At 46.3% G+C, this 22,536-nt stretch carries 22 protein-coding genes; 14 read left to right on the forward strand and 8 right to left on the reverse strand.

Going from position 1 to position 22,536, the window contains the following annotated elements:
* Positions 1–66: 66 nt before the first annotated feature.
* The 11 genes from L5M37_RS10565 to dinB all read left to right on the forward strand — a co-directional run bounded on the left by L5M37_RS10565 (position 67) and on the right by dinB (position 9,798).
* Positions 67–1,401, forward strand: coding sequence for a Na(+)-translocating NADH-quinone reductase subunit A (locus tag L5M37_RS10565; RefSeq protein WP_006083937.1), 1,335 nt, complete (start codon positions 67–69; stop codon positions 1,399–1,401).
* Positions 1,401–2,600, forward strand: a complete 1,200-nt coding sequence (locus L5M37_RS10570; RefSeq protein WP_105250021.1) for an NADH:ubiquinone reductase (Na(+)-transporting) subunit B — start codon at positions 1,401–1,403, stop codon at positions 2,598–2,600. The genes L5M37_RS10565 and L5M37_RS10570 overlap by 1 nt, the downstream gene beginning before the upstream one ends.
* Complete coding sequence (locus L5M37_RS10575) at positions 2,593–3,381, forward strand: Na(+)-translocating NADH-quinone reductase subunit C (protein ID WP_028761566.1); 789 nt, start codon at positions 2,593–2,595, stop codon at positions 3,379–3,381. Before L5M37_RS10570 ends, L5M37_RS10575 begins: the two co-directional genes overlap by 8 nt.
* Entirely contained in the window at positions 3,381–4,013 is a 633-nt protein-coding gene (locus L5M37_RS10580) for an NADH:ubiquinone reductase (Na(+)-transporting) subunit D (RefSeq protein ID WP_006080467.1), read from the forward strand. Before L5M37_RS10575 ends, L5M37_RS10580 begins: the two co-directional genes overlap by 1 nt.
* Before the next feature lie 5 nt (positions 4,014–4,018).
* The gene (gene nqrE / locus L5M37_RS10585) at positions 4,019–4,627 is read left to right on the forward strand and encodes an NADH:ubiquinone reductase (Na(+)-transporting) subunit E (protein WP_006080469.1); all 609 of its coding nucleotides are present in this window, start codon (positions 4,019–4,021) and stop codon (positions 4,625–4,627) included.
* 46 nt (positions 4,628–4,673) lie between these two features.
* A complete protein-coding gene (gene nqrF, locus L5M37_RS10590; protein WP_028761565.1) occupies positions 4,674–5,930 on the forward strand; it encodes an NADH:ubiquinone reductase (Na(+)-transporting) subunit F in 1,257 nt (418 codons plus the stop codon).
* Positions 5,931–6,028: 98 nt separating this feature from the next.
* The gene (locus tag L5M37_RS10595; protein WP_263200417.1) at positions 6,029–7,075 is read left to right on the forward strand and encodes an FAD:protein FMN transferase; all 1,047 of its coding nucleotides are present in this window, start codon (positions 6,029–6,031) and stop codon (positions 7,073–7,075) included.
* A 15-nt stretch (positions 7,076–7,090) separates the two neighbouring features.
* Complete coding sequence (gene nqrM, locus L5M37_RS10600; RefSeq protein ID WP_105250019.1) at positions 7,091–7,315, forward strand: (Na+)-NQR maturation NqrM; 225 nt, start codon at positions 7,091–7,093, stop codon at positions 7,313–7,315.
* A 252-nt stretch (positions 7,316–7,567) separates the two neighbouring features.
* Entirely contained in the window at positions 7,568–8,041 is a 474-nt protein-coding gene (gene bfr, locus L5M37_RS10605) for a bacterioferritin (protein WP_006080475.1), read from the forward strand.
* Positions 8,042–8,050: 9 nt separating this feature from the next.
* Positions 8,051–8,518 carry a bacterioferritin gene (bfr, locus tag L5M37_RS10610; protein WP_011918791.1) on the forward strand — a complete coding sequence of 156 codons (468 nt, stop codon included), beginning with the start codon at positions 8,051–8,053 and terminating at the stop codon, positions 8,516–8,518.
* Positions 8,519–8,721: 203 nt separating this feature from the next.
* The gene (dinB, locus tag L5M37_RS10615) at positions 8,722–9,798 is read left to right on the forward strand and encodes a DNA polymerase IV (RefSeq protein ID WP_263200419.1); all 1,077 of its coding nucleotides are present in this window, start codon (positions 8,722–8,724) and stop codon (positions 9,796–9,798) included.
* 44 nt (positions 9,799–9,842) lie between these two features.
* On the opposite strand, the gene L5M37_RS10620 is transcribed toward dinB, so the two are convergent.
* Complete coding sequence (locus L5M37_RS10620) at positions 9,843–10,742, reverse strand: LysR family transcriptional regulator (RefSeq protein WP_263200420.1); 900 nt, start codon at positions 10,740–10,742, stop codon at positions 9,843–9,845.
* Positions 10,743–10,834: 92 nt separating this feature from the next.
* Here L5M37_RS10620 and L5M37_RS10625 point away from each other — a divergent pair, with 92 nt between their 5' ends.
* On the forward strand, positions 10,835–11,767 hold the full coding sequence (locus L5M37_RS10625) for a DMT family transporter (RefSeq protein ID WP_263200422.1): 933 nt from the start codon (positions 10,835–10,837) through the stop codon (positions 11,765–11,767).
* A gap of 152 nt (positions 11,768–11,919) precedes the next feature.
* Here the strand turns inward: L5M37_RS10625 and L5M37_RS10630 are convergent, their stop codons facing one another.
* From L5M37_RS10630 to L5M37_RS10640, 3 genes are all read right to left on the reverse strand, one after another.
* Entirely contained in the window at positions 11,920–13,566 is a 1,647-nt protein-coding gene (locus L5M37_RS10630) for a methyl-accepting chemotaxis protein (RefSeq protein ID WP_198572971.1), read from the reverse strand.
* Between the two features lie 95 nt (positions 13,567–13,661).
* Positions 13,662–14,216 carry a cache domain-containing protein gene (locus tag L5M37_RS10635; protein WP_028761558.1) on the reverse strand — a complete coding sequence of 185 codons (555 nt, stop codon included), beginning with the start codon at positions 14,214–14,216 and terminating at the stop codon, positions 13,662–13,664.
* Between the two features lie 244 nt (positions 14,217–14,460).
* Positions 14,461–15,921 (reverse strand): aminoacyl-histidine dipeptidase, encoded by a 1,461-nt coding sequence (locus tag L5M37_RS10640; protein ID WP_263200424.1) that lies wholly within the window; start codon positions 15,919–15,921, stop codon positions 14,461–14,463.
* A gap of 219 nt (positions 15,922–16,140) precedes the next feature.
* On the opposite strand from L5M37_RS10640, the gene L5M37_RS10645 reads away from it, so the two are divergent.
* Together L5M37_RS10645 and L5M37_RS10650 are read left to right on the forward strand one after the other, a co-directional pair.
* A complete protein-coding gene (locus tag L5M37_RS10645) occupies positions 16,141–17,679 on the forward strand; it encodes a leucyl aminopeptidase family protein (protein ID WP_263200425.1) in 1,539 nt (512 codons plus the stop codon).
* 875 nt (positions 17,680–18,554) lie between these two features.
* Positions 18,555–19,076, forward strand: a complete 522-nt coding sequence (locus L5M37_RS10650; RefSeq protein ID WP_263141641.1) for a hypothetical protein — start codon at positions 18,555–18,557, stop codon at positions 19,074–19,076.
* A 45-nt stretch (positions 19,077–19,121) separates the two neighbouring features.
* On the opposite strand, the gene L5M37_RS10655 is transcribed toward L5M37_RS10650, so the two are convergent.
* The 4 genes from L5M37_RS10655 to L5M37_RS10670 form a co-directional block, all read right to left on the reverse strand.
* Positions 19,122–19,466: a DUF2956 domain-containing protein gene (locus L5M37_RS10655; RefSeq protein ID WP_263200426.1), complete on the reverse strand. Its 345-nt coding sequence runs from the start codon at positions 19,464–19,466 to the stop codon at positions 19,122–19,124.
* Positions 19,467–19,580: 114 nt separating this feature from the next.
* Positions 19,581–20,420 (reverse strand): heme ABC transporter ATP-binding protein, encoded by an 840-nt coding sequence (locus L5M37_RS10660; RefSeq protein WP_263200428.1) that lies wholly within the window; start codon positions 20,418–20,420, stop codon positions 19,581–19,583.
* A 10-nt stretch (positions 20,421–20,430) separates the two neighbouring features.
* Positions 20,431–21,447: a FecCD family ABC transporter permease gene (locus L5M37_RS10665; RefSeq protein ID WP_219250304.1), complete on the reverse strand. Its 1,017-nt coding sequence runs from the start codon at positions 21,445–21,447 to the stop codon at positions 20,431–20,433.
* Between the two features lie 65 nt (positions 21,448–21,512).
* Positions 21,513–22,484: a hemin ABC transporter substrate-binding protein gene (locus tag L5M37_RS10670; RefSeq protein ID WP_131523861.1), complete on the reverse strand. Its 972-nt coding sequence runs from the start codon at positions 22,482–22,484 to the stop codon at positions 21,513–21,515.
* Positions 22,485–22,536 lie beyond the last annotated feature (52 nt).

The raw sequence follows: 22,536 nt of genomic DNA on the forward strand, positions 1-22,536 counted from the left end.
TTAAAACCTAAGTATTTAGCAGGAACGCGGCGCATTGTCTTTCCTTCAAACGTAGTGCTTGTGGATATGATTACAATTAAGAAAGGATTGGAACTGCCTATAGCAGGCGGACCAGAGCAAGTTATCCATAATGGCCCAGCCATTAAACATGTAGCTACTTTGGGTGAAGAGTATATTGGCTTACGTCCAACGATGAAAATCAAAGTGGGCGATAAAGTACAAAAAGGCCAGGTTCTTTTTGAAGATAAGAAGAATTTAGGCGTTAAATATACGGCTTTAGCCAGTGGTACTATATTAGACATTAACCGGGGCGCCCAGCGTGTTCTGCAGTCTGTTGTCATTGCAGTGGAAGGAAACGAAAGCGTTGCCTTTGCTAAATATGATGCCACTGCACTCGATACGCTCGACTCGCAGTTAGTCCGTGACAATCTGATCGAATCAGGTTTATGGACAGCATTGCGTACTCGTCCTTTTAGCAAAGTTCCTGCTGTAGACTCTTCTGCTGCTGGTATTTTTGTAACCGCAATAGATACTCAACCTCTTGCCGCTGATCCCGTTGTGGTGATCCGTGAGCATAAAGAAGATTTTGCTAATGGTCTTAAGGTCTTAGCAAGACTTACTGACGGTAAAGTTTACCTTTGTAAAGCGCCTGGCGCTGATATTCCTGCCGCAAACGCCCAAGTTGAAGAATTTGCCGGTGTGCACCCTGCAGGATTAGTCGGTACTCATATTCACTTCTTATTGTCTGCCTCTGCAAAACGTACCGTTTGGCATATTGGTTACCAAGATGTAATAGCAATTGGTCAGCTATTTACGACGGGTGAACTCAATACCGAACGTGTTATTGCGATCGCAGGCCCTAAAGCGGCTAAGCCAAGACTCGTACGCACTGTTGTGGGCGCGAGCATGACTGAATTAACCGCAGGTGAAGCCTTAGATGGCAATGTTCGTCTGATTTCAGGCTCTGTTCTGAATGGTCGTACAGCCGTTGGCCCACAAGGGTATTTAGGTCGTTACCATGTTCAAGTAAGTCTGTTAGAAGAAGGTACAGAGAAAGAATTTTTAGGCTGGGTATTACCAGGCTCAGACAAATATTCTATCACTCGTGCATTCTTAGGACATCTTGCTCCTTCTCGTCTGTTCAGTATGACGACCAGTACAGGTGGTTCAGACCGCGCTATGGTGCCAATTGGTAACTATGAGCGTGTAATGCCATTGGACATTCTTCCTACTATGTTGTTGCGTGACTTGATTTCAGGTGACTTTGACGGTGCTGCTACGTTAGGCGCGTTAGAGTTAGATGAAGAAGATCTCGCACTGTGTACGTTCGTATGTCCAGGCAAGTATGACTACGGTTCATATCTGCGTGACTGTCTAGATACGATCGAGAGGGAAGGCTAATGAGCTTGAAAGATTTTTTCGAACGTATTGAACCCGACTTTGAAAAAGGCGGTAAATACGAAAAGTTTTATGCCCTATTCGAAGCGGCATACACGATTTTTTATACCCCAGGTAAAGTGAACAAGGGCAAAACCCATGTTCGCGATAACCTCGACCTAAAACGTATGATGATTACGGTTTGGGCTTGTGCTTTCCCCGCGATGTTCGTGGGTATGTACAACGTAGGTTTACAAGCTCAATTAGCTTTAGTGGCTGGTTTTGCTACTCCTGACGTATGGCAAGTGAGCTTGTTCAGCATGTTCGGTACCGAACTGACGGCAAACTCTGGCTGGCCTGCGCTGATGTGGTATGGCGCCTGTTTCTTCCTACCTATCTACGCGGTGACCTTCGCCGTCGGTGGTATCTGGGAAGTGCTGTTTGCCTCTATCCGTGGTCATGAAGTCAACGAAGGTTTCTTCGTTACCTCTATCCTGTTCGCTTTAACGCTGCCAGCAACTATCCCATTATGGATGGTGGCGCTGGGTATCACCTTCGGTGTGGTCGTGGCGAAAGAAGTGTTCGGTGGTACAGGGCGTAACTTCTTAAACCCAGCACTAGCGGGTCGTGCCTTCTTGTTCTTCGCTTATCCGTTGAATATGTCAGGTGATACCTCATGGGTTGTGGCTGACGGTTACTCAGGTGCAACTGCACTGAGCCAAGCGGCGTCTGGCACTTTAGATTACGCAATTAACCAAAACTGGTGGGATGCGTTCTTCGGTTTCATTCCAGGTTCAGTGGGTGAAGTGTCTACATTAGCGATTCTGTTAGGTGGTTTGGTCATCATCTACACGCGTATCGCTTCATGGCGTATCGTTGGCGGTGTAATGGTGGGCATGATTGCCATTTCTACGCTGCTTAACGTTGTCGGTAGTGACACTAATCCAATGTTTGCAATGCCTTGGTACTGGCACTTAGTGTTAGGTGGTTTTGCGTTTGGCATGATGTTCATGGCGACAGACCCAGTGTCAGCGTCATTTACTAACCAAGCTAAATGGGCATACGGTATCTTGATCGGTGCAATGGCTGTGTTTATCCGCGTGATTAACCCTGCATTCCCTGAAGGCATGATGTTGGCAATTTTGTTTGCTAACTTGTTCGCGCCATTGTTCGACCACTTCGTGGTTCAGGCAAATATCAAGCGGAGGATTGCCCGTGGCTAGTAATAAAGATTCGTTCGGCAGAACCTTATTTATCGTCGTTGGCCTGTGTCTAATTTGTGCGATATTTGTGTCTACTGCAGCAGTGTTACTGAGACCGACTCAAGCAGAAAATAAACTGCTTGATAAGCAAAAGTACATTCTGGAAGCCGCTGGTCTTATCGATACTAAAGCTGGCAAAGTGACCAAAGCGCAAATTCTGGATACATACGGCAAACACATCGAAGCTAAACTGGTCGATTTGAAAACGGGTGCTTGGGTTGAGGGTGTTGATGCTGACACTTATGATCAACGTAAAGCGTCTCGTGATGTGAAAACCTCATTTGTACCTGAGAATGACATCGCTTCAGTGAAACGTGTTGCTGATAAGGCTGTAGTTTATCTTGTTCGTGACGGCCAAGGTAAATTAACCAGTGTCATTCTGCCAATCCATGGTTATGGCCTATGGTCTACTATGTATGCCTTCCTTGCTATGGATGCTGACCTAAACACAGTGCAAAGCTTAGTCTACTACGAGCACGGCGAAACGCCGGGCTTAGGTGGCGAAGTGCAAAATGCTCAGTGGAAAGCGAAATGGCATGGCAAAAAGTTATTTGATGAGCAAGGTAAACTCGCTATCAGCGTAACGAAAAACCCAACTGTTGCTAGCACTGAGTACGGTGTAGATGCATTATCTGGCGCAACCTTAACGAGTAACGGTGTACAACATTCACTGACATTCTGGTTGGGTAAAGAAGGTTTTGCGAGTTTCATTGAAAAAGCACGCAATGGAGGTCTCAACTAATGTCTGACGCTAAAGAACTGAAACAGGTTCTGACCGGACCTATAGTCAACAACAACCCGATTGCTTTACAAGTACTTGGTGTATGTAGTGCATTAGCGGTAACGAGCAAGCTCGAAACTGCATTGGTAATGGCGTTGGCGTTAACTGCGGTAACTGCGTTTTCGAACCTGTTTATCTCAATGATCCGTAATCATATTCCAAGCAGTGTGCGTATTATCGTACAGATGACCATTATTGCCTCTTTGGTAATCGTGGTTGACCAATTGCTGCAGGCTTATGCTTATCAGATCTCTAAGCAGCTGTCGGTATTCGTCGGTCTGATTATTACGAACTGTATCGTAATGGGTCGTGCCGAAGCCTACGCGATGAAAACACCGCCAATGATGAGCTTTATGGATGGTATCGGTAACGGTTTAGGTTACGGTGCGATTCTGTTAGCTGTTGGCTTCGTACGTGAACTGTTTGGTAACGGTTCTCTGTTCGGTGTTGAAATCCTGCACAAGATCTCTGATGGCGGCTGGTACCAACCAAACGGTCTGCTACTACTGCCTCCGAGTGCGTTCTTCCTGATCGGTGTTTTGATTTGGATTATTCGTACCTATAAGCCAGAGCAAGTTGAAGCAAAAGGGTAAGTGCGATGGAACATTATATTAGCCTGTTAATTCGCTCTGTTTTCATTGAAAACATGGCACTGGCCTTCTTCCTAGGTATGTGTACTTTCTTGGCTGTGTCTAAGAAAGTTACTACCGCCATGGGCCTAGGGATTGCGGTAGTTGTAGTGTTAACTATCTCTGTCCCAGCAAACCAAGTTATCTATCAAGGGCTGCTAGCTCCTGGTGCACTTGCTTGGGCTGGCGCACCTGAAGCTGACTTAAGCTTCTTGAAATTCATTACCTTTATCGGTGTGATTGCGGCTTTGGTTCAAATTCTGGAAATGGCACTGGACAAGTACTTTCCACCTTTGTACAACGCATTAGGTATTTTCTTACCTTTGATCACAGTGAACTGCGCGATTTTCGGTGCGGTATCATTCATGGTTGAGCGTGACTACAAGCTAGGCGAGAGTGTGGTGTTTGGTTTCGGCTCAGGAGTGGGTTGGGCATTAGCTATCGTATTGATGGCCGGTATCCGTGAGAAGCTGAAGTATGCCGACGTGCCTAACGGCCTACGTGGTTTAGGGATTACCTTTATCACCGCTGGTTTGATGGCCTTAGGTTTCATGTCGTTTTCAGGTGTGTCTCTGTAAGAGACACATAACGGCTTCTTGAATTGGACCTTCTAAGGATAAGTTAATGGATATTCTTGGTATTTTTAAATCTACTCCGCTCGAGGTTTACCTCGGTGTGAGTATGTTTACTGCTATCGTCCTCATCTTAGTATTAGTGATTTTATTCGCTAAGTCTAAGTTAGTGGCTAGTGGTGACATCACGATCGGCATTAATGACGATCCTGAAAAAGCGATTACAACCGGTGCGGGCGGTAAGTTGTTAGGCGTTTTGGCTAACAGCGGTATCTTCGTATCGAGTGCGTGTGGTGGCGGTGGCTCATGTGGCCAATGTCGCGTGGTGATTAAGTCTGGCGGCGGCGATATTCTGCCAACGGAACTTGACCACATCAGCAAAGGTGATGCCCGTAAAGGTTGTCGTCTTTCTTGTCAGGTTAACGTTAAGAACGATATGGAAATCGAGCTTGACGAAGAAATCTTCGGTATCAAGAAATGGGAATGTGAAGTTATCTCTAACGATAACAAAGCCACTTTCATTAAAGAACTGAAGCTGCAAATTCCTGATGGCGAGTCTGTACCATTCCGTGCTGGCGGTTATATTCAAATCGAAGCACCAGCTCATCATATTAAATATGCAGATTTTGATGTACCTGCACAATACCGTGGCGACTGGGAACACTTCGGTTTCTTCAATCTTGAATCTAAGGTTGATGAAGAAACTATCCGTGCATACTCAATGGCTAACTACCCAGAAGAGTTCGGCATTATTATGCTGAACGTGCGTATTGCTACGCCTCCACCACGTAACTTGACACTGCCTTGCGGTAAGATGTCATCTTACATTTGGAGCTTAAAAGCGGGTGATAAAGTCACTATATCTGGTCCATTCGGTGAATTCTTCGCGAAAGATACTGATGCAGAAATGGTGTTTATCGGCGGTGGTGCGGGTATGGCGCCAATGCGTTCACATATCTTCGACCAGCTGAAGCGTCTTCAGTCTAAACGTAAGATGAGCTTCTGGTACGGTGCACGTTCTAAGCGTGAAATGTTCTACGTAGAAGACTTCGACGGCCTAGCGGCTGAGAATGATAACTTCGTATGGCATGTGGCACTTTCAGATCCTCAACCAGAGGATAACTGGGATGGTTACACAGGTTTTATTCATAACGTATTGTATGAAAACTATCTGAAAAACCATGATGCTCCAGAAGATTGTGAGTTCTACATGTGTGGACCTCCAATGATGAACGCTGCCGTCATTGGTATGTTGAAAAATCTTGGTGTCGAAGACGAAAACATCCTGTTGGATGACTTCGGCGGCTAATGTTCATTAGTCCTAGATAGAAAAGTTGCAGATGTTGAGGTTAACCTTTCATCTGCAACTTTTGCATTTAAGGGCCCAAATAAGAGTAGTAGGTCACTATGTTTCAGACCTTAAAGATCAATACCTCAGCGTTAAAGTATTCATTTAACTGGCTAGTCCTCGTGGGACTGGCCTTTTTTGTTTCAGCCTGTTCAAAGCAAAACGAAGTCATTTCGTTGGCCGGCAGCACTATGGGCACGACTTATCACATTAAAGTCGTCCCGAATGAGAAGATGCCGACGGCGCAGTTACTTCAAGCGGAGATTGATTTAGCCCTTGAGCTAGTCAATGACCAGATGTCGACGTATCGGCCTAATTCAGAATTATCCCGTTTCAACCAATTGCCATTGGAGCAAAGCGTTGAAGTCTCACCGGATACCATAAAAGTGGTGCAAGAGGGAATACGTTTATATCAAGTGACGGATAAGGCACTTGATATTACCTTAGGTCCTTTAGTTAATCTGTGGGGGTTTGGACCTGATAAGCGTCCAACGAAAGTTCCGACACAGGCTGATATTGATGCGGCTAAAGCCAAAACAGGGATTAGTGAACTTTCCATTGAAGGCAACCGTCTAAGTAAGCACAACACCCATTTATATGTAGACTTATCATCAATCGCGAAGGGATTTGGGGTTGATAAGATCGCTTCCATTCTTGATAAATACCACGCGACAGGGTATTTAGTTGAAATCGGTGGCGAACTGAGTATCAAAGGTGCCAAAGGTGATGGAAGCTCTTGGCGTGTTGCGATAGAGCAACCGACCAATGATGGCTCTGAAGCCGTACAGCAGGTTATTGCACCTGGTACTATGGCGATGGCGACCTCTGGTGACTATCGTAATTATTATGAAGAAGACGGCCAACGTTTTACGCATATAATCGATCCGCGTACTGGTTTACCGATAAATCATAAGTTAGCATCCGTGACTGTATTGCATCAAAATTGTATGACGGCCGACGGTTTTGCGACGGCCATGATGGTTTTGGGCACAGAAGCATCATTGGAGCTTGCCAAGAAGGAACACTTGGCGATAATGCTAATCGAAAAGCAAGGCGACGGATTTAAGGTTTATTACAGCGACGCCTTCAAGCCTTTCCTTATTTAGTTTTTGGAGTAAACCATGACCTCTTTTATCGCGGCATTTGTGATCTTGTTAGTCTTCTTTTTGCTCATGTCGATTGGTTATCTCATCAAGCGCAAAGCCGTTGAAGGAAGTTGTGGCGGTTTAGGTGTTCTAGGGATTGAAAAAGCGTGTGATTGTGATGACCCTTGTGACAAACGTAAACGTCGTATGGCCGCTGAAGAAGCGCGTCGTGAGAAGTTAACGAAAGACCGCATTATCTAAATAGTCTTGATTCGATCATAGCCTCCAATTTAGGGGGCTATTTTTTGCCTCGTATTTTCTTACACGGGTTAATCATTTGAGATTTATCCTTGGGATTAGAGTGGGATAGCAAGTTAATCTAAGCAGGAATGAGAATGCTTTTCATCATTAAGTGAGTGAAATATAAAGATAATTTGAGTTGGTAGATAAATTGTACTAGGCTAGAAGCTTGATTTAGATCAATCTTTTCACGCTTACCAAGGATAGTAACTTATGAAAGGTCATCCTAAAGTGGTTGGGCAACTGAATCGGGTGCTTACCTGTGAGTTGACCGCCATCAATCAATATTTCCTCCATGCCCGCATGTTTAAACATTGGGGCTTAGAGAAGTTAAACCACGTCGAATACAAAAAATCCATCCAAGATATGAAGCACGCCGATAAGCTCATCGAGCGGGTGCTGTTTTTGGAAGGTCTGCCTAATCTGCAACAACTCGAAAAACTTCGCATTGGTGAACATAGCCAAGAGATGCTCGACTGCGATCTGGCCATGGTGCAAGAGCAGCTTACATTGCTGCGTGATGCGATTAGCTTGTGTGAAGCCGAACAGGACTATGTGAGCCGCGATCTGCTGGAAGATATTCTCGAAGACGAAGAAGAGCACTTAGATTGGCTCGAGTCGCAGCAAGAGCTCATTACGCTAACCGGTATTCAAAATTATCTACAATCGCAAATTAGCGACCAATAGGAGCAAGATATGAAAGGCGATAAAGACGTTATCGATGCGTTAAATCGACTCCTAACGGGAGAACTCTCGGCAATGGATCAGTATTTTGTCCATGCCCATATGTATGAAGATTGGGGCCTGAATGAACTCTATGAGCGTATCGCCCATGAGTCAGATGATGAGAAAGCCCATGCAGCCAAATTAGTGCAGCGCATTTTATTCCTCGAAGGTACACCCAATGTTGCCGCCCGTGAGGCATTGAACATAGGTAAAGATGTAGAAGAGATGCTACGTAATGATCTCGCCTACGAATACAAGGTCGCGGACGATTTGCGCAAAGTGATTGCACTGTGTGAGCAGAAGCAAGATTACCAGACCCGCGAAATCCTTGAAGTATTACTCGACGATACAGAGTCTGACCATATGTATTGGCTCGAAAAACAACTTGGGCTTATCGACCGTGTTGGGCTGCAAAACTACCTGCAAACTAAGATGTGAGCCTTAGATTGTTAGGTTGAGTAAATACCTAGGCCACTGAGTGTAATGGCCTAGGAAACTCAGTTATTAAGCATGTCTGTTGTTCCTCACACTTGTCTTGTTCTCTTTTTCAGCGCTAGGCCACATCTTATTGGCCCCAAATCTATCAGGAATACTTGATTACTGTTTTTATATACAGTATTTTGGCGTTGGAGGAATTCAACGTGCGAAAAATTATTCATATCGATATGGACTGCTATTTTGCTGCAGTGGAAATGCGCGACTTTCCTGAGTACCGTGGCAAGCCTTTAGCCGTGGGGGGGAGTAGCGACCGTCGCGGTGTTATCAGTACTTGCAGTTACGAGGCACGTAAATTCGGTATACGTTCAGCAATGGCAACGGCTTATGCCTTTAAGTTATGCCCTGAGCTGATTTTAGTTCCGGGTCGGATGCAAGTTTACAAAGAAGTGTCGCTACAAATTCGTGAAATATTTTCCCGCTATACCCAATTAATTGAGCCGCTTTCCTTAGATGAAGCTTATTTGGATGTGAGTGAGTGCCAACAATATAAGGGCTCTGCGACCTTGATTGCCCAAGCGATTCGTCGCGATATCTTAGCCGAAACGGGTTTAACCGCATCGGCGGGTATCGCACCAGTAAAATTTTTAGCTAAGGTCGCCTCGGATCTGAACAAGCCAAACGGCCAATATGTCATTACGCCAGAGACGCTTTCTGAGTTTGTTAAGACCTTATCGCTGCGTAAAATTCCCGGTGTTGGCAAAGTCACCGCCGAAAAGCTCTCTTCGCTCGGGCTCAATACCTGTGGCGATGTGCAAGCTTATTCTAAACCTGAGCTCTTAGCGCGATTCGGTAAGTTTGGTGGTGTGTTGATTGAGCGTTCCCAAGGCATAGATGAAAGGGGTATTTCTGCCGACAGAGAGCGCAAATCAGTGGGTGTTGAAACCACGTTAGCAAAGGATATTTATAGCTTAGAGCAGTGCCAGCAGGTGATGCCGAGTTTGATCCAAGAACTGTCGTTGCGTTTAAGTCGCAGTGCTAAGGAACGCAAAATACATAAACAGGTGGTCAAACTTAAGTTTAACGATTTCAAGCAGACTACAATTGAGCACCGCAGCGATGAAGTCTCGATTGTAATGTTCTATGAGCTACTCGCGCAGGCAATCGAAAGGCAAGAAGGCCGTGGCATTCGTCTATTAGGGATTTCAGTTGGCCTTACCGATTCTACTCTTGTCGTCGCCACAAGCTTAAACGGCCAGACTCAGCTGGATTTAGCACTCTAGCCGTTTATTGAGTCGATAAGCCGCAGACTTATGCCTGCATTGGCTCAATAAGCCTCGGGTGGATTCGCCAACATAAAATCAATTAACAGTCTGACTCGTAAGGGCAGGTTGTCTCGATCGCGATACATCAAGTAGGCGGTACGCGGAATACCTTGCCACTCGGGCAGTATTTGAATGAGTTTGCCACTTCGTATCTGTTCACTCGCCATGCTGATGGGTATGAGTCCAATCCCAAGCCCCGCCACCACGGCCTGACAGGCAATCGCCATATCATCGACGGCTAATTTGATATTCCCCCTTGGTTCAAACTCGACATTTTGCCCTGTGCGATTGTGCTGTAAACGCCACGTTTTTGTGGGCTTGGCGATGATAACCGGATGCTGTTCCAGCTCTTCAATGGATTGCAGCGCATGCCACTGGGTTGCCGATGTGCTGGTGCAAAGTACAAAGCTAATCGCGGTAAGTGGCCTTGCAATCCAATCGGGATCTTTAGGTTCGCCCACTCGAAAGGCGATATCGATGGCGTTTTCACTGACATCGATATTCATGTTCGACAGACTTAAATCGATATCAATATTGGGATAATGCCGTTGGAAGGCGTTGAGTGATTCACCCAGCCAGCGATAGGTTGTATTGATGGGCGCCGAGATCCGCAATTTGCCAACCGCTTGATGTTTATCCGCATGCAACTCACCAGATACCTGGTTTAACTCGATAAATAGCGGGCCGCAGCGTTCGAGATACCGCTGACCTGTGGCGGTAAGGTTGACTCTATGGGCGTCTCTGTGCAGTAAACGCAGACCTAAGGATTGTTCTAACAGATTGATTCGACGGCTTAAGGTTGAAGGTGGAATGCCTAAGTGCTGCGCCGCGAGCTTAAAACTCCCTTGCTGTGCCACTACCCAAAATAAGCGCATATCGTCTAAGGAATAATTAAGTTTCATATTTGGAATTTAAGCTCTCAATTTTGTGCGTTTTAATAATATATGAAACTTATAAACTAAGCCCAATCCCAATTACCTCCCTAGAGGCCGATATGAAATCCCATACACCTTACATGACATTCGTTTGTCTACTGATTTGCGTTTTTAGCTGGGGCAGTGTGTTTCCGATTGCTAAGCGAGTGCTGGAGGAGATGTCAGGGGAATCCCTCGTATTCTGGCGTTTTACCATTGCGGCTGTGACTCTAGCGTTATATATCGTTTTTACTCGTCAGGTTTGGCCCAAATTGAGTTTGACGCAATATATTGCCATAGCGTTAGTGGGTGTGATTGGTGTGGGCGGCTTAAATCTGGCGTTATTTAATGGCCTGCAGCACACCTCTGCCGCCAATGGCGCCTTGATTATGGCGCTCAGCCCGTTGGTGACTTCAATCGTCAATGGGCTATTACAGCGTGAATGGCTCAGTAGACAACAAGTGTTTAGCTTAGTGGGCGGATTGGCGGGCGTACTGCTAGTGATCACTAACGGTAGTGTGCAGCAGTTGCTCAACTTTAGTTTTAACCAAGGTGATGTGATGATTGCCGCCGGCATGTTGGCGTGGAGTGGTTATACCATTTGTTCGCAACGGGTCGGCCATTGGTTGCCTGTATTGCCATTTACCTTGCTGAGTATGATAGCTGCCAGTGTGTCTATATCCGTGGTTGGGCTTGGCCGAGGTGAGTTTCACCCTTGGCTGGAGTTGATGGAACTGTCGGCAACGGCTTTTTCTAGCGTGCTCTACATAGGTTTGTTCGCCACTGTGCTCGGTTATCTGTTTTGGATTAACGGTGTTAAGGCGCTTGGCCCCGCTAAGGCATCGATTTTTTTTAATCTCGTGCCCGTTTTTGCAGCATTAACGGCGTTAGCCATGGGGCAGGCGGTGACGGAAATTCAATTGGTAGGGATGCTGATAGTGATCCTTGCGTTGATGTTACCTATGTTAGTCAACTTACGCGCGGCAAGAGGCTTAGTGGTTAAGCGCTGCTAATCGGTGCTAGCTTTGCTGTTTAAATATAAGGGAGCACCTGAATTCAGATAATCACTGCGACAGGTTTATGCTCCCTTATTCGTTAGAGGGGACTTTTCAAACATCACTGATTTACAAAAGGTAACTTATATAAAAGCTTTCACCCTCAAAAATTACAGTTTAAAGCGGCTGACCAGCGCCGTGAGATTACTCGCCATTGACGAGAGTTGTACGCTTGCTGCGTAGATTTCATCAGTGGTTCGTAGACTTTCCTCCGACTGTTCGGCAATGTGTTGAATATTTTGATGACTCTCGTTGGCCATAGTGGTTTGCGCTTTAGCCGCGAGGGCGATTTGATTGTTCATCTCACTAATTTGGCTGACCATTTCTGCAATATGCGCTAAGGCTTCACCGGCATTACTGGCGGCTTCTACGCTTGAGATAGCTTTTTCATTACCGATATTAATCGCTGCCACAGCGCTTTGAGTGCCATTTTGCACATTGGCGATCATCAATTTAATTTCTTCGGTTGATTGGTGAGTCTTAGAGGCAAGGGATCGCACTTCATCGGCAACCACTGCAAACCCGCGTCCTTGTTCGCCCGCGCGCGCCGCTTCAATTGCGGCGTTAAGGGCTAATAGATTCGTCTGTTCGGCAATGGCTTGAATCACCTCAAGCACGCGGCCGATATGTTGGCCTTCCTGTTCGAGTTTATTGATCTGCATTTCTGCCGTGCCTACATCTCCCGCAAGTTCACGAATCACATTGATGGTTTTTTTCACTCTTGCCTGACCGTCGGCGGTAAATACGTCGGCTTGTTTAGCGGCATCGGCGGCATGACTGGCACTGACTGATACTTCTTGTACTGAGGCGGCAATATGATCGCTGGCATCGGCGATTCTGTGGGTGGCAGCTTGTTGATCCATCAAGGTATGTTTTGCTGATGCGCTGGTTTTGGCTAGACCTTCGGCAGCGGTGTTGAGCTCTGATGTAGACTGTTTAAATTGCGAGATAATACCGTGTAAGTTATCGAGAAAATGATTGAATGCCTTGGCGAGATCACCAAGCTCGTCTTTAGAGGTTAAGTGGACTCGTTCGGTCAAATCGCCATCACCATCGGTAATGTCGTGGATTTTTGCGAGTAAAACCGCCAGCGGTTTGCTGATGAGTTTAGGCAGTGCAACGATAAAGAGTATACAGATCAAGAGACTGATGGCTAAGGCAATTAACTGCATCTGTTGTCCATGATTGGCATCATCATCTACTTGGGCTATCGCTGCGGTAGTATTACTATTTAAATCATTGATTAAATGATTAATGTTCTGGTGTAGTTGCTCGAATTGCGTTGCTGCTTGACCGAAACTAAGATCAATCGCCGTCGTTCTACCGTTACGGCCATTTTGGGTGCGTTGATTACTGATTTCTGTGGTTGTCGCTCGCCAAGTATCGAAACTGTGATTTAATTCATTGAGCTTATCTTTAGCGATGGGACTTGTGGTCACATCGGCAAATTTATCAATATGTTCTTTAACCAGAGAGATACTATTAGTGTGCTGCTTTAAAAGGTCGTTGTAAGAGTCTGTGCCCACGTTAACAAACATCAGGCTGCGCTCGGCCACTTGAGCTTGATAAAGCTCTTTATCGGCCTGTAGTAGCTCAGATTGGCTAGGTAAGTATTCAAGCGCGAGTGTATTCGCGCTGTGATTTAAGGCTTTGAGTCCTAAAATGCCAGTTGAAGAGGCGAAGATGACTACGCCAGCGAGTAGCAGACTCGGATAAGTCAGTTTCTGATTAACGGATAGATCTTTATACCATTCCATAGTCACGCCCTCCTTGATTGATGCACTGAAAAGGTGAGAGCCGCAATAACCTCTGTGGTAAGAGGATGCAGCCCATCACTGGCGTTCTCTGGTAATTAGAGTCCAAATTGATCTAGGTTGATCCCAATCGTGATAGCACCAATTGCAGCATCGCCATCCATCACTGGAATAGAAATTTGTACTAGATAGGCTTGGGAGCTCTCGTCAAATTTGACCGGACCTATGTGTTTATCGCCTTTGCCATTGGCGAAGGATTTTTGCCATTTATCCTCATCACCCTGCCAATAATCTGAAGTTTTACTGATCATGGCGACGTTCGCGCCTTGATTGTCCATGAGGAAAATTTCTTGGTAGTAAGGTTTGCTGGCTTCGAAGGTCGTGAGAAACTTAGCCGCTTCGTTGTTCATCAGGGATGACATAAAGTCATCAATACCTGCGGTGGCAATCCATTTTTCATCTAATGTTTTGATTGAATCTAAGCTTTTGCCTTGGGCATTTTGCGCTTTAACAGCATTCACCAGTACCACTTCTCTGCCTAATGGCATCAGTGAATCGGCTAGGTCTATAACGGCTTTGGGGACTTCTTCGGCGAAACTGAGGTTACTGCTGAGCAGTAGTGCAGCGGCTGACAAGATTTTACCAAATTTCATGATCTCTATTCCTTAAGGTCACAGTATTGAAGGGGAAAGCGGTTATCTCTAAAAGCGCGATAAGCAAAAATACGTTAGGGTCAGACAGAACAACTATAGTAGAAAATTCAAGTTATTCAGTTCTTTCATAAAAATTTTATCGATGGCATTTCTACACAAATAGAATCCGCGGTAAAAAATAAGGCCACATCTGACTTGAGCAGATATGGCCTTGAATTGAGTGAGCTAGGGTAAGGTTAGAACATTAAGCCTTGACTGGAATGCGCTCGAGTACGGCTAATAATAATGTCCAATATTGGCCGACTGTGGTGATGTTTACCATTTCGTCTGGACCGTGTGGATAGCGAATGGTGGGGCCAATCGAGACCATGTCCATGTCTGGATAGGGTTTCTTGAATAGACCACACTCGAGACCCGCATGGATCACCATGATCACTGGCTCTTTGTGGTAAATGTCTTGATAGGTTTCGCGCACTATTGCCATTACAGGTGAGCTGTTATCTGGCTTCCAGCCTGGGTAAGCACCGCTTAAATCGATATCGGCTCCGGCTAAGTTGGTCAGCGCAGTTAACATGCCTTCGACTTGAGTACGGCCAGAATCGATCAGCGAGCGGATAAGGCACAGGATAGTGACTTCTTCATCGTTAGTGTTGATAACGCCAACGTTGAGTGAGGTTTCAGTCACACCTTCGACTTCATCACTCATGCGGATCACGCCGTTCGGACACACATGCAGCAAATCGATCAGGGTATTTTGGCTGTTTTCGCTCATCACACGTTTTGGCGTTGGGATAGTGTTTAACACTAAACGCATATCGGGATCGGCAATGGCTAATTCGGTGCGGATAAGCGCTTCAAACTCAGCGACTTTTTCGTTTAAGGCGCTGACGTTTTCTTCTGGCAACATAAAGCTGATGTTGGCTTCCCGTGGAATCGCATTACGTAGTGAACCGCCGCTAAATTGGGTCAACTCCAACGCTAAATCATCTGCGTTTTCAAAGAGGAAACGCGCCAATAGCTTGTTGGCATTGCCACGACCTAAGTGAATGTTCACCCCAGAGTGACCCCCTTTTAAGCCAGATAAGTGCAGGCTAAAGGCTGAGTAACTTTGCTCAGAGGCTTGCCACACCATAGGCAGGGTGATTTGAGCATCGACACCGCCGGCGCAGCCCATGTAGATTTCACCTTCTTGTTCTGAGTCGGTATTGATCAGAATGTCAGCGTCTAACATGCCCGCCTGTAAACCGAAGGCGCCTGTCATGCCCGCTTCTTCATCTATCGTCAGCAGCACTTCTAATGGGCCGTGCTTGATATCATCAGAGCCTAAAATGGCTAAAGCCGATGCCATGCCAATACCGTTATCTGAACCTAAGGTTGTGCCCTTGGCTTTAACCCAATCGCCATCGACATAAGCTTCGATAGGATCTTTAGTAAAATCATGCACTTTATCGGCATTTTTTTGTGGCACCATATCGATATGGGCTTGAATAACCACGATTTTACGATCTTCCATACCCGGCGTCGCAGGTTTACGGATGATCACGTTGCCAACGGCATCCTCAACGACGGCAAGTTGTTTGCTTTTAGCCCACGCTTGAATGTGCTGGCTTAAGGCTTGCTCATGCTTAGATGGATGGGGAATCGCGCAAATTTGTTCGAACCATTGCCATAATGGCTGCGGGTATAACTGACTTAAGGCTGTCACTTGAGTGTCCCTCATAAGGTCTTGTGGGTATAGGGCAAATTTGCGGCCATTCTACCACATTCTGTGCAGCCAAATAATCTCAGCGTCACAGGCTTTTGGTGAGCTGGCAGCCAAAGTTTCCAGTTCGATTTTTTCTGGGAGTGTCGGTACCACTTTTAGATTGGTAATTAAGCGATAGAGCGGGAATAATGCAGGCACAATAATGAAAAAGGATGGGTCATGTTTCAAGTTAACTTCGTTGATGTAAAAGCAGAAAATGCCATTTTTGATGGTGAAGGCTGGGATGCGGTTGTGGTGGTGACGCCCGATCTGGATTCTATCGGTTTTGATGAGATAGGTTTATTGGCTCAGCACGGTGCCCACGTGGATAAGCGCGTGGGTAAGAGCCCGACATTACTGTTTGCCCCAGGGCTTGCGGGAGGGCGTTTGATCATTGCCCCTGTCACCCAAGTGAATGACGAGTATGTGGACGTGCGAGTCTATGCTAATGCTGCAAGGGCGGCGATTGCCATTGCAAAAGACGCAGGCGCAAAACGTCCGTTGTTATATGTAGTGCCATCGAAGGACTCACGTTTTAGTTTTGCCTCTGAAGTCGCAGCATTAGCTTGCGGTCAAGAACTGTGGCAAACCTTAGAGCTGCGTGAAGCGACGGGCTTAACACCTGCATTTGAGGCCATCGGGTTATTATCTTCATCAACCCATAACAGCAATTTGCTCAATGCCTTAGAAGCTGGCCGCGTATTAGCGCGGGATTTGTGTGGTACTGAACCTGAGCGCATGTCGGCTAAAGCCTTTGCCGATTATTGTCTGCAATCCTTAGCGGGCAGCGTGATCAAAACCGCAGTGGTAGAAGACAGAGATATTTTAGAGCGTGATTATCCGCTACTCAGTGCTGTGGCGCGTTCTTCTTTTGCCGTCGGTCGTCATCAGCCTCGCGTGGTGAAACTAGAGTATCTGCCAGAGGGTCAAGTGACTCGCACTTTCCTGTTTGCGGGTAAGGGCGTGATTTACGATACCGGCGGCGCCGATCTGAAAGTCGGCGGCGCTATGGCGGGTATGAGTCGTGATAAAGGCGGCGCTTCTGCCGTGGCGGGGCTATTTAAAACTCTGTCAATGCTAAAGCCTAAAGGTATTCGAGTGATTGCCGAGTTAGGTTTAGTGCGTAACAGCATAGGCAGCGAAGCCTTCGTGACCGATGAAATTATTACGAGCCATGCGGGTGTGCGGGTACGAATTGGTAATACGGATGCCGAAGGGCGCTTAGTGCTGGCGGATTTACTGAGCCATTTACGCATCAAAGCCGTTTCGGCGGTGAAGCCTGAGATGTTTTCGGTAGCAACACTCACAGGTCATGTCGTACGTTGTTATGGCAGTTATCCTGCGGCGGTGGAAAACTCAGTGGCAAGTTCACAGCAATGCGCTGTCACTTTACAGCAGCAGGCGACTCAATGGGGTGAGCCCTTTGAAGTGTCTACATTACGCCATGAAGACTTCGCTAAGATCCGCGATGTGTCAGGCGCTGCTGAAATATTATCTTCCAATAATGCGCCATCATCGATTACCGCCCGTGGACATCAGTATCCCGCGGCGTTTTTACTGAAAGCGTCGGGGCTATTTGATCATGGGGTTAATGCCCCTATTCCCTTGGCTTACACACACTTAGATATTGCAGGCAGTGCAACAGAAGGTGATCCGCTCTACGGCAAACCTACAGCGAGTCCGCTGGTGGGCTTGTATCAATATCTGATCAATCGCTAACGGGTAGGGCGTGTTGACGTTTCAGGGTTATTTTTGCAGCGAGTTGGCTGGCTTTTATGCAAGGTAAAGCCCGTGCGGTGTAGTTATTCTACATAAACGGGCGATAACGCAGCAGAAATGCCAGCCAAACGCTGCCCGAAGGGTTCGTCTGGCAAGCTCTTGCTCTTTGTCACTCGTCATTTGAGTAGAATAACTACACGTCACTCCTCGTTTCGCGATCACGAGCTTGCCAGAGCGAACAAAATTTAATCTCGAAACGTCAACACGCCCTAGTAACAAATAGAAATAATTCTGTAATATCTTATTTATTAGATATTTACAGGGTTATTTCTGTTTTTCTGTGAAGCAGGTCGCCATTAACCTCACTATAATTGTGTAATTTAATTACATTAAAAAGCCTTAATCAAAAAAAATACAAATAAAGGTTGTAATAAAACTACAAATCCATATAATTGTTTTCGTGGATTAGGCACTATGCCTTTCCTCTCTAGTCTATCCAGGATGGATATTTTTCTCCAAGGACCTGAGTGACAAGTCGTCTCAACGGATATGAGAATCTCTAGTTCCAAGGAACCGAGCCAAGCTTCACTAGAGTACTTAATCACAACTAATTTAGGAGTATTGACTATGTCTTATACAGGCAACAACCATATTTATTGGCAAAACACTTGGTTTAACACTGATGTTTTGCGTGGCGGTTTATTCGCCATGAGCTTTAAGGCCTAACCCTCCTTAAAGTTTAAGTTTCCATCATCCATCAACCTTTGTATCGCCTTTTTTGGCGTGTTTAGACTCAAGTAGCATATTGATGTTTTTGCATGAATATGCCAGGTTTTTCCCGCTAGCGCGGTAATGTACTTCCCCGAAAGGGACGCTTGAAATATGTCTTTGCCTGCTCATTGAGCAGGCTTTTTTTTGTCTTTTTTTCGCTTAAGCGTTTAACGGTTTTGCCTGATGGTAATGAGCGTAAACGGTTCGTGTTAGAAGTGATGCGGTATGGACAACAAATGGATATGGGGTTCAATATACAAGCTATCGGCCTATCGCTTGTGAAACTTGTTACTCAGGGACTGTTTATGGACACTAAGCTGTTTTTTCAAAATGGTAAGTTAACACTGGATATCAACCCCAGTGAGATGCGAATGTCGCATTGGGTTTATGCGCCAGTGTTAATCAATACTGAAACGGCGGAAGTGCTTTTTGATTTATCTGGGAAGGGCTGGGATTTTCGGTCTGCAGAAGAAAGTGGTGATGACATCATTTTAAAGCTTGCCCGTTATCCTGATGCGAACAACGTATTCAGGCTCGTTCTGAATATATCAAAAGACCGAGCAAGCCTTAACGGTAATATTTTTTCAATTAATGATGTGTGTAAGGTATTAGAGGATATTGCCTAACAAGTGATATATGGATGTCTTAATTTTTATATATAAATCATAGCTTTAATCTGCAGAGATATATGCGGCAAACCCTACCCAACTTAATAGTAAAAGCGTTATGGCAATCCAAGTCGCGGTGGTGAACTGACGTTGAGATTCGAATAACTCGTCTGAATCCTCTAGTTCATCAGTATCATTAACTGTGCGAGATTTTGCTCTCAACTGTTGTTTACGTGCTTTATCCCGTTCGCGAGCTTTGGTTTTTTGTAGCTTTTTATATTCAGCTATGCCTTTTTCTATCCCTTGGGCAATGAGTTTAGTTTGCTCTTTGGTTTGGCCCGGCTTTTGGGTGGCTTTGGCTGCGACCATTGCTTCTTGTTGAGTTTCTGTCGAGATAGTGGGTTTCATCTGGGCTCTGCCTAAATTAATGCGGCTGTGGCTAAAAGGTGATAGCTAAAGTGTAAACGCAGCGATTATACCCACATTAGACCTCAAAAACGTAAGATGAATATCTTCTTTCCATTAAAAAATCAGTGGATGTCCACCCTGTGGGGAGGGGATATATACGGGCTCGTAGTCCCATACTTCCCTAATGGTATCAACCGACAGAGCATCGGATGGCGTGCCTTCACTGACGATTCGCCCTTGTTTTAACACAATTAATTGATCGCTATAGCGCGCGGCTTGGTTCAAGTCATGCAGTACTACTATTACAGTGTAGCCTTGTTGGTGAGCTAAGTTTTGGGCTAACTCAAGTACTCTGTGCTGCTGGGCAAGATCCAACGCTGATGTTGGTTCATCCAGTAATAGTACGGGCGGAAACGGCGATTGCCTGAGTTGAGTCAAGACTCTGGCGAGTTGGACTCGCTGTTTCTCGCCGCCAGAGAGGGTTGGATAGCTGCGCTTAGCCAGATGGGTTAAGCCCACTTGCGCCAGTTGCTCTGCAACTAACGCATCACCTTCTATCTTACTGATGGTTAAGGGATATAAGCCCATTGCTACGACTTCTGACACAGTGAAGGGAAAGGTGAGGCTGGCGTGTTGCGGCAGTACAGCTAAGGATTTTGCCAACTCGCTCCTAGGCCAATCCGCCAGCTGGCTATGGCCTAACCGTATACTTTGCCTTGGTGTGCTAATTTCTTGGCAAAGGGCTTTAAGCAGGGTGGATTTACCCGCACCATTTGGGCCGAGTAGGGCGGTTACTGCACCCGATTGAAACTGTACATTAATATCACTGAGCACGGTTTTTGGACCGATGTTGACATCGAGCTGACAAATGCTGAGCTCGGTGCGATCAAATTGCGCCTTGGCTGAATAAGTTGTCGATTGTGATGGTTGATTTACAAAGGATGTTGCAGCCATAAAAACTCGCTTAGATTAGCTTACTGCGTTGTTGCAGTAGTAAAAAGATGAAGAAAGGCGCACCGATGAGCGCGGTGACGAGTCCAACGGGTAACTCGGCAGGCGGTAAAAAAGCGCGCGCGCCGATATCGGCCAATGCCAATAGGGCTGCACCTAAAAGTGCGCTGATGGGCAGCAGTTGGCGATGATCTGGCCCTAACATCATGCGCACTAAATGCGGTACGACGAGGCCGATAAAGCCGATAATTCCTGTTGCAGCTACACTTACGCCAACCCCTAAGGCGCAAAGCAAAATAAGCCTAAGTTTGAGCCTATCGACATCTATCCCTAAGTGGCGTGCTTCGGATTCGCCAAGCAGCAAGGCATTGAGTGCCGCCGCATCTTGGTGAAATCGCCAACTCAGTAGCGCTAAGGTCACAAGACACAGACTGACATATAGCCACTGCGCACCTGCAATCGATCCCATTTGCCATAGGGTTAAGTCACGTAGCGCCATGTCGTTGGCAAGATACGTGAGAACACCTATTCCTGCGCCTGCCAGCGCAGCTATGGCAACACCCGACAAAAGTAATAATACGACCGATGTACCTGTTGGGTTGCTGGCGAGTCGGTAGACGATAAGGGTGGTCACTAATCCCGATGCAAACGCACTGATGGGGATCATCAACGGATTTGCGTTGGGTAGCAGCACGATACAGATGGCTGCGCCAAGTGCTGCGCCGGATGACACTCCGATAATACCGGGATCCGCTAAGGGATTGCGAAAAAGCCCCTGCATTACCGCGCCGCACTGTGCGAGCGTAGCGCCTACTGCTAACGCCAGTAATGTCCGTGGTAAGCGTACATTGTTGATTACCAGTTGCTCGTGGGGCGCAATATTGCCGATATTTTGCTGGGTAGCCCAATTGAACACTGCATTTAGGGCGTCGACAAAGCTGATGCTAACGGGGCCAGTGCTGACCGAGAGTAAGCCGCTTAGGGCTAACAGTGTGACTAGACTCGGCCAGAGCCAGCGGTTGAGGAACATCTCAAATATCCTTTCTATTTTTATCTGGGGTTAATTAGTGCTAACTGTACTCATCGCTGCGTTTGTTAATGGTTTTGCTTGAGCAATGTGCTGGCGAGCGTATCCGCGGCGCTTATGGCACTGATGCCTAAACCACCGAGAAGGGCTTGCGGTGCTAGTGTTTGAATATGGCCGTTTTCACCTGCTGGGGTATGGGCGAGTAGTGGCATCTCTTTCAACAGTTCTTGAGCAATTTGTGCATTAGTTTGATCTGTGGGTTTATCGCTACGCTTTGACAGCAAAATAATGTCGGGCTGCAAGGACAGAATCCCTTCTTGAGACATGCTTTTGTAGCCATCAAACTCGGCGATATTTTGTGCCCCAGACAGCTCGATAATAGTATCTGCGGCTGTGCCTTTACCGCCAACCCGTGCACCGCGGCCTTCTTGTAACAGCATGAAGAGAATTTTTGGCTGAGAGCCCGCATCGCGCACTTGTTGTTTTTTACCCGCTAAGCTTTGCAGTTGTTGATGTAAATCTTGTTTTAATTTAACCGCATGTTCTTGGCGATTGAGTAAGTGACCTAAGGTATCCACATTGTTCATCAGTTGTGGTTCATCATTTGTTGCGGGTAATTGCACGACTTGGATATTCGCCTGTTTTAATACCTTAAGTGTGGTTTCGGGTCCCATCACATCTGAACCGACAACCAGCGTTGGGGAGAGGGCAATAATGCCTTCGGCGGAGAGCATTCTGTGATAACCAAGCTTAGCCACATGGCTCAAACTTTCAGGCACATAGCTGGTGGAGTCGATGGCGACTAGCTCATTGCCTGCGTCGAGGGCGAGCACGAGCTCTGTGACTCCTGTACCCGCACTCACGAGTCTTATCTTTGGCTCGGCACTCAGTTCAGCGCTAAAAACGCTTGAGGATAGTAAGGTCGTAAGTGCTGACGTGAAAAAAATAATTTTTTTCAATGCTTTATATGTGCGTCTATGTTGATAACGTTGAGCAATGGAACCTTTGTTTACTGGTATTTTAGTTGCTTGAAACAACATGGTTAAACTCCTAATACAACTTGTTCGCCACAGGCTTAGATGCCGTTTTTTG

The organism is Shewanella sp. SM69, assembly GCF_025653985.1.
In the GTDB taxonomy this organism is placed as follows: Bacteria; Pseudomonadota; Gammaproteobacteria; order Enterobacterales; family Shewanellaceae; genus Shewanella; species Shewanella oncorhynchi.

Excerpts from the sequence above, each read along its gene's own strand:
- L5M37_RS10565 (WP_006083937.1), top strand. The coding sequence starts at position 67 with ATGATTACAATTAAGAAAGGATTGGAACTGCCTATAGCAGGCGGACCA.
- L5M37_RS10570 (WP_105250021.1), top strand. The coding sequence starts at position 1,401 with ATGAGCTTGAAAGATTTTTTCGAACGTATTGAACCCGACTTTGAAAAA.
- L5M37_RS10580 (WP_006080467.1), top strand. The coding sequence starts at position 3,381 with ATGTCTGACGCTAAAGAACTGAAACAGGTTCTGACCGGACCTATAGTC.
- nqrE (WP_006080469.1), top strand. The coding sequence starts at position 4,019 with ATGGAACATTATATTAGCCTGTTAATTCGCTCTGTTTTCATTGAAAAC.
- nqrF (WP_028761565.1), top strand. The coding sequence starts at position 4,674 with ATGGATATTCTTGGTATTTTTAAATCTACTCCGCTCGAGGTTTACCTC.
- L5M37_RS10595 (WP_263200417.1), top strand. The coding sequence starts at position 6,029 with ATGTTTCAGACCTTAAAGATCAATACCTCAGCGTTAAAGTATTCATTT.
- nqrM (WP_105250019.1), top strand. The coding sequence starts at position 7,091 with ATGACCTCTTTTATCGCGGCATTTGTGATCTTGTTAGTCTTCTTTTTG.
- bfr (WP_006080475.1), top strand. The coding sequence starts at position 7,568 with ATGAAAGGTCATCCTAAAGTGGTTGGGCAACTGAATCGGGTGCTTACC.
- bfr (WP_011918791.1), top strand. The coding sequence starts at position 8,051 with ATGAAAGGCGATAAAGACGTTATCGATGCGTTAAATCGACTCCTAACG.
- L5M37_RS10620 (WP_263200420.1), bottom strand. The coding sequence starts at position 10,742 with ATGAAACTTAATTATTCCTTAGACGATATGCGCTTATTTTGGGTAGTG.
- L5M37_RS10625 (WP_263200422.1), top strand. The coding sequence starts at position 10,835 with ATGAAATCCCATACACCTTACATGACATTCGTTTGTCTACTGATTTGC.
- L5M37_RS10630 (WP_198572971.1), bottom strand. The coding sequence starts at position 13,566 with ATGGAATGGTATAAAGATCTATCCGTTAATCAGAAACTGACTTATCCG.
- L5M37_RS10635 (WP_028761558.1), bottom strand. The coding sequence starts at position 14,216 with ATGAAATTTGGTAAAATCTTGTCAGCCGCTGCACTACTGCTCAGCAGT.
- L5M37_RS10645 (WP_263200425.1), top strand. The coding sequence starts at position 16,141 with ATGTTTCAAGTTAACTTCGTTGATGTAAAAGCAGAAAATGCCATTTTT.
- L5M37_RS10655 (WP_263200426.1), bottom strand. The coding sequence starts at position 19,466 with ATGAAACCCACTATCTCGACAGAAACTCAACAAGAAGCAATGGTCGCA.
- L5M37_RS10660 (WP_263200428.1), bottom strand. The coding sequence starts at position 20,420 with ATGGCTGCAACATCCTTTGTAAATCAACCATCACAATCGACAACTTAT.
- L5M37_RS10665 (WP_219250304.1), bottom strand. The coding sequence starts at position 21,447 with ATGTTCCTCAACCGCTGGCTCTGGCCGAGTCTAGTCACACTGTTAGCC.
- L5M37_RS10670 (WP_131523861.1), bottom strand. The coding sequence starts at position 22,484 with ATGTTGTTTCAAGCAACTAAAATACCAGTAAACAAAGGTTCCATTGCT.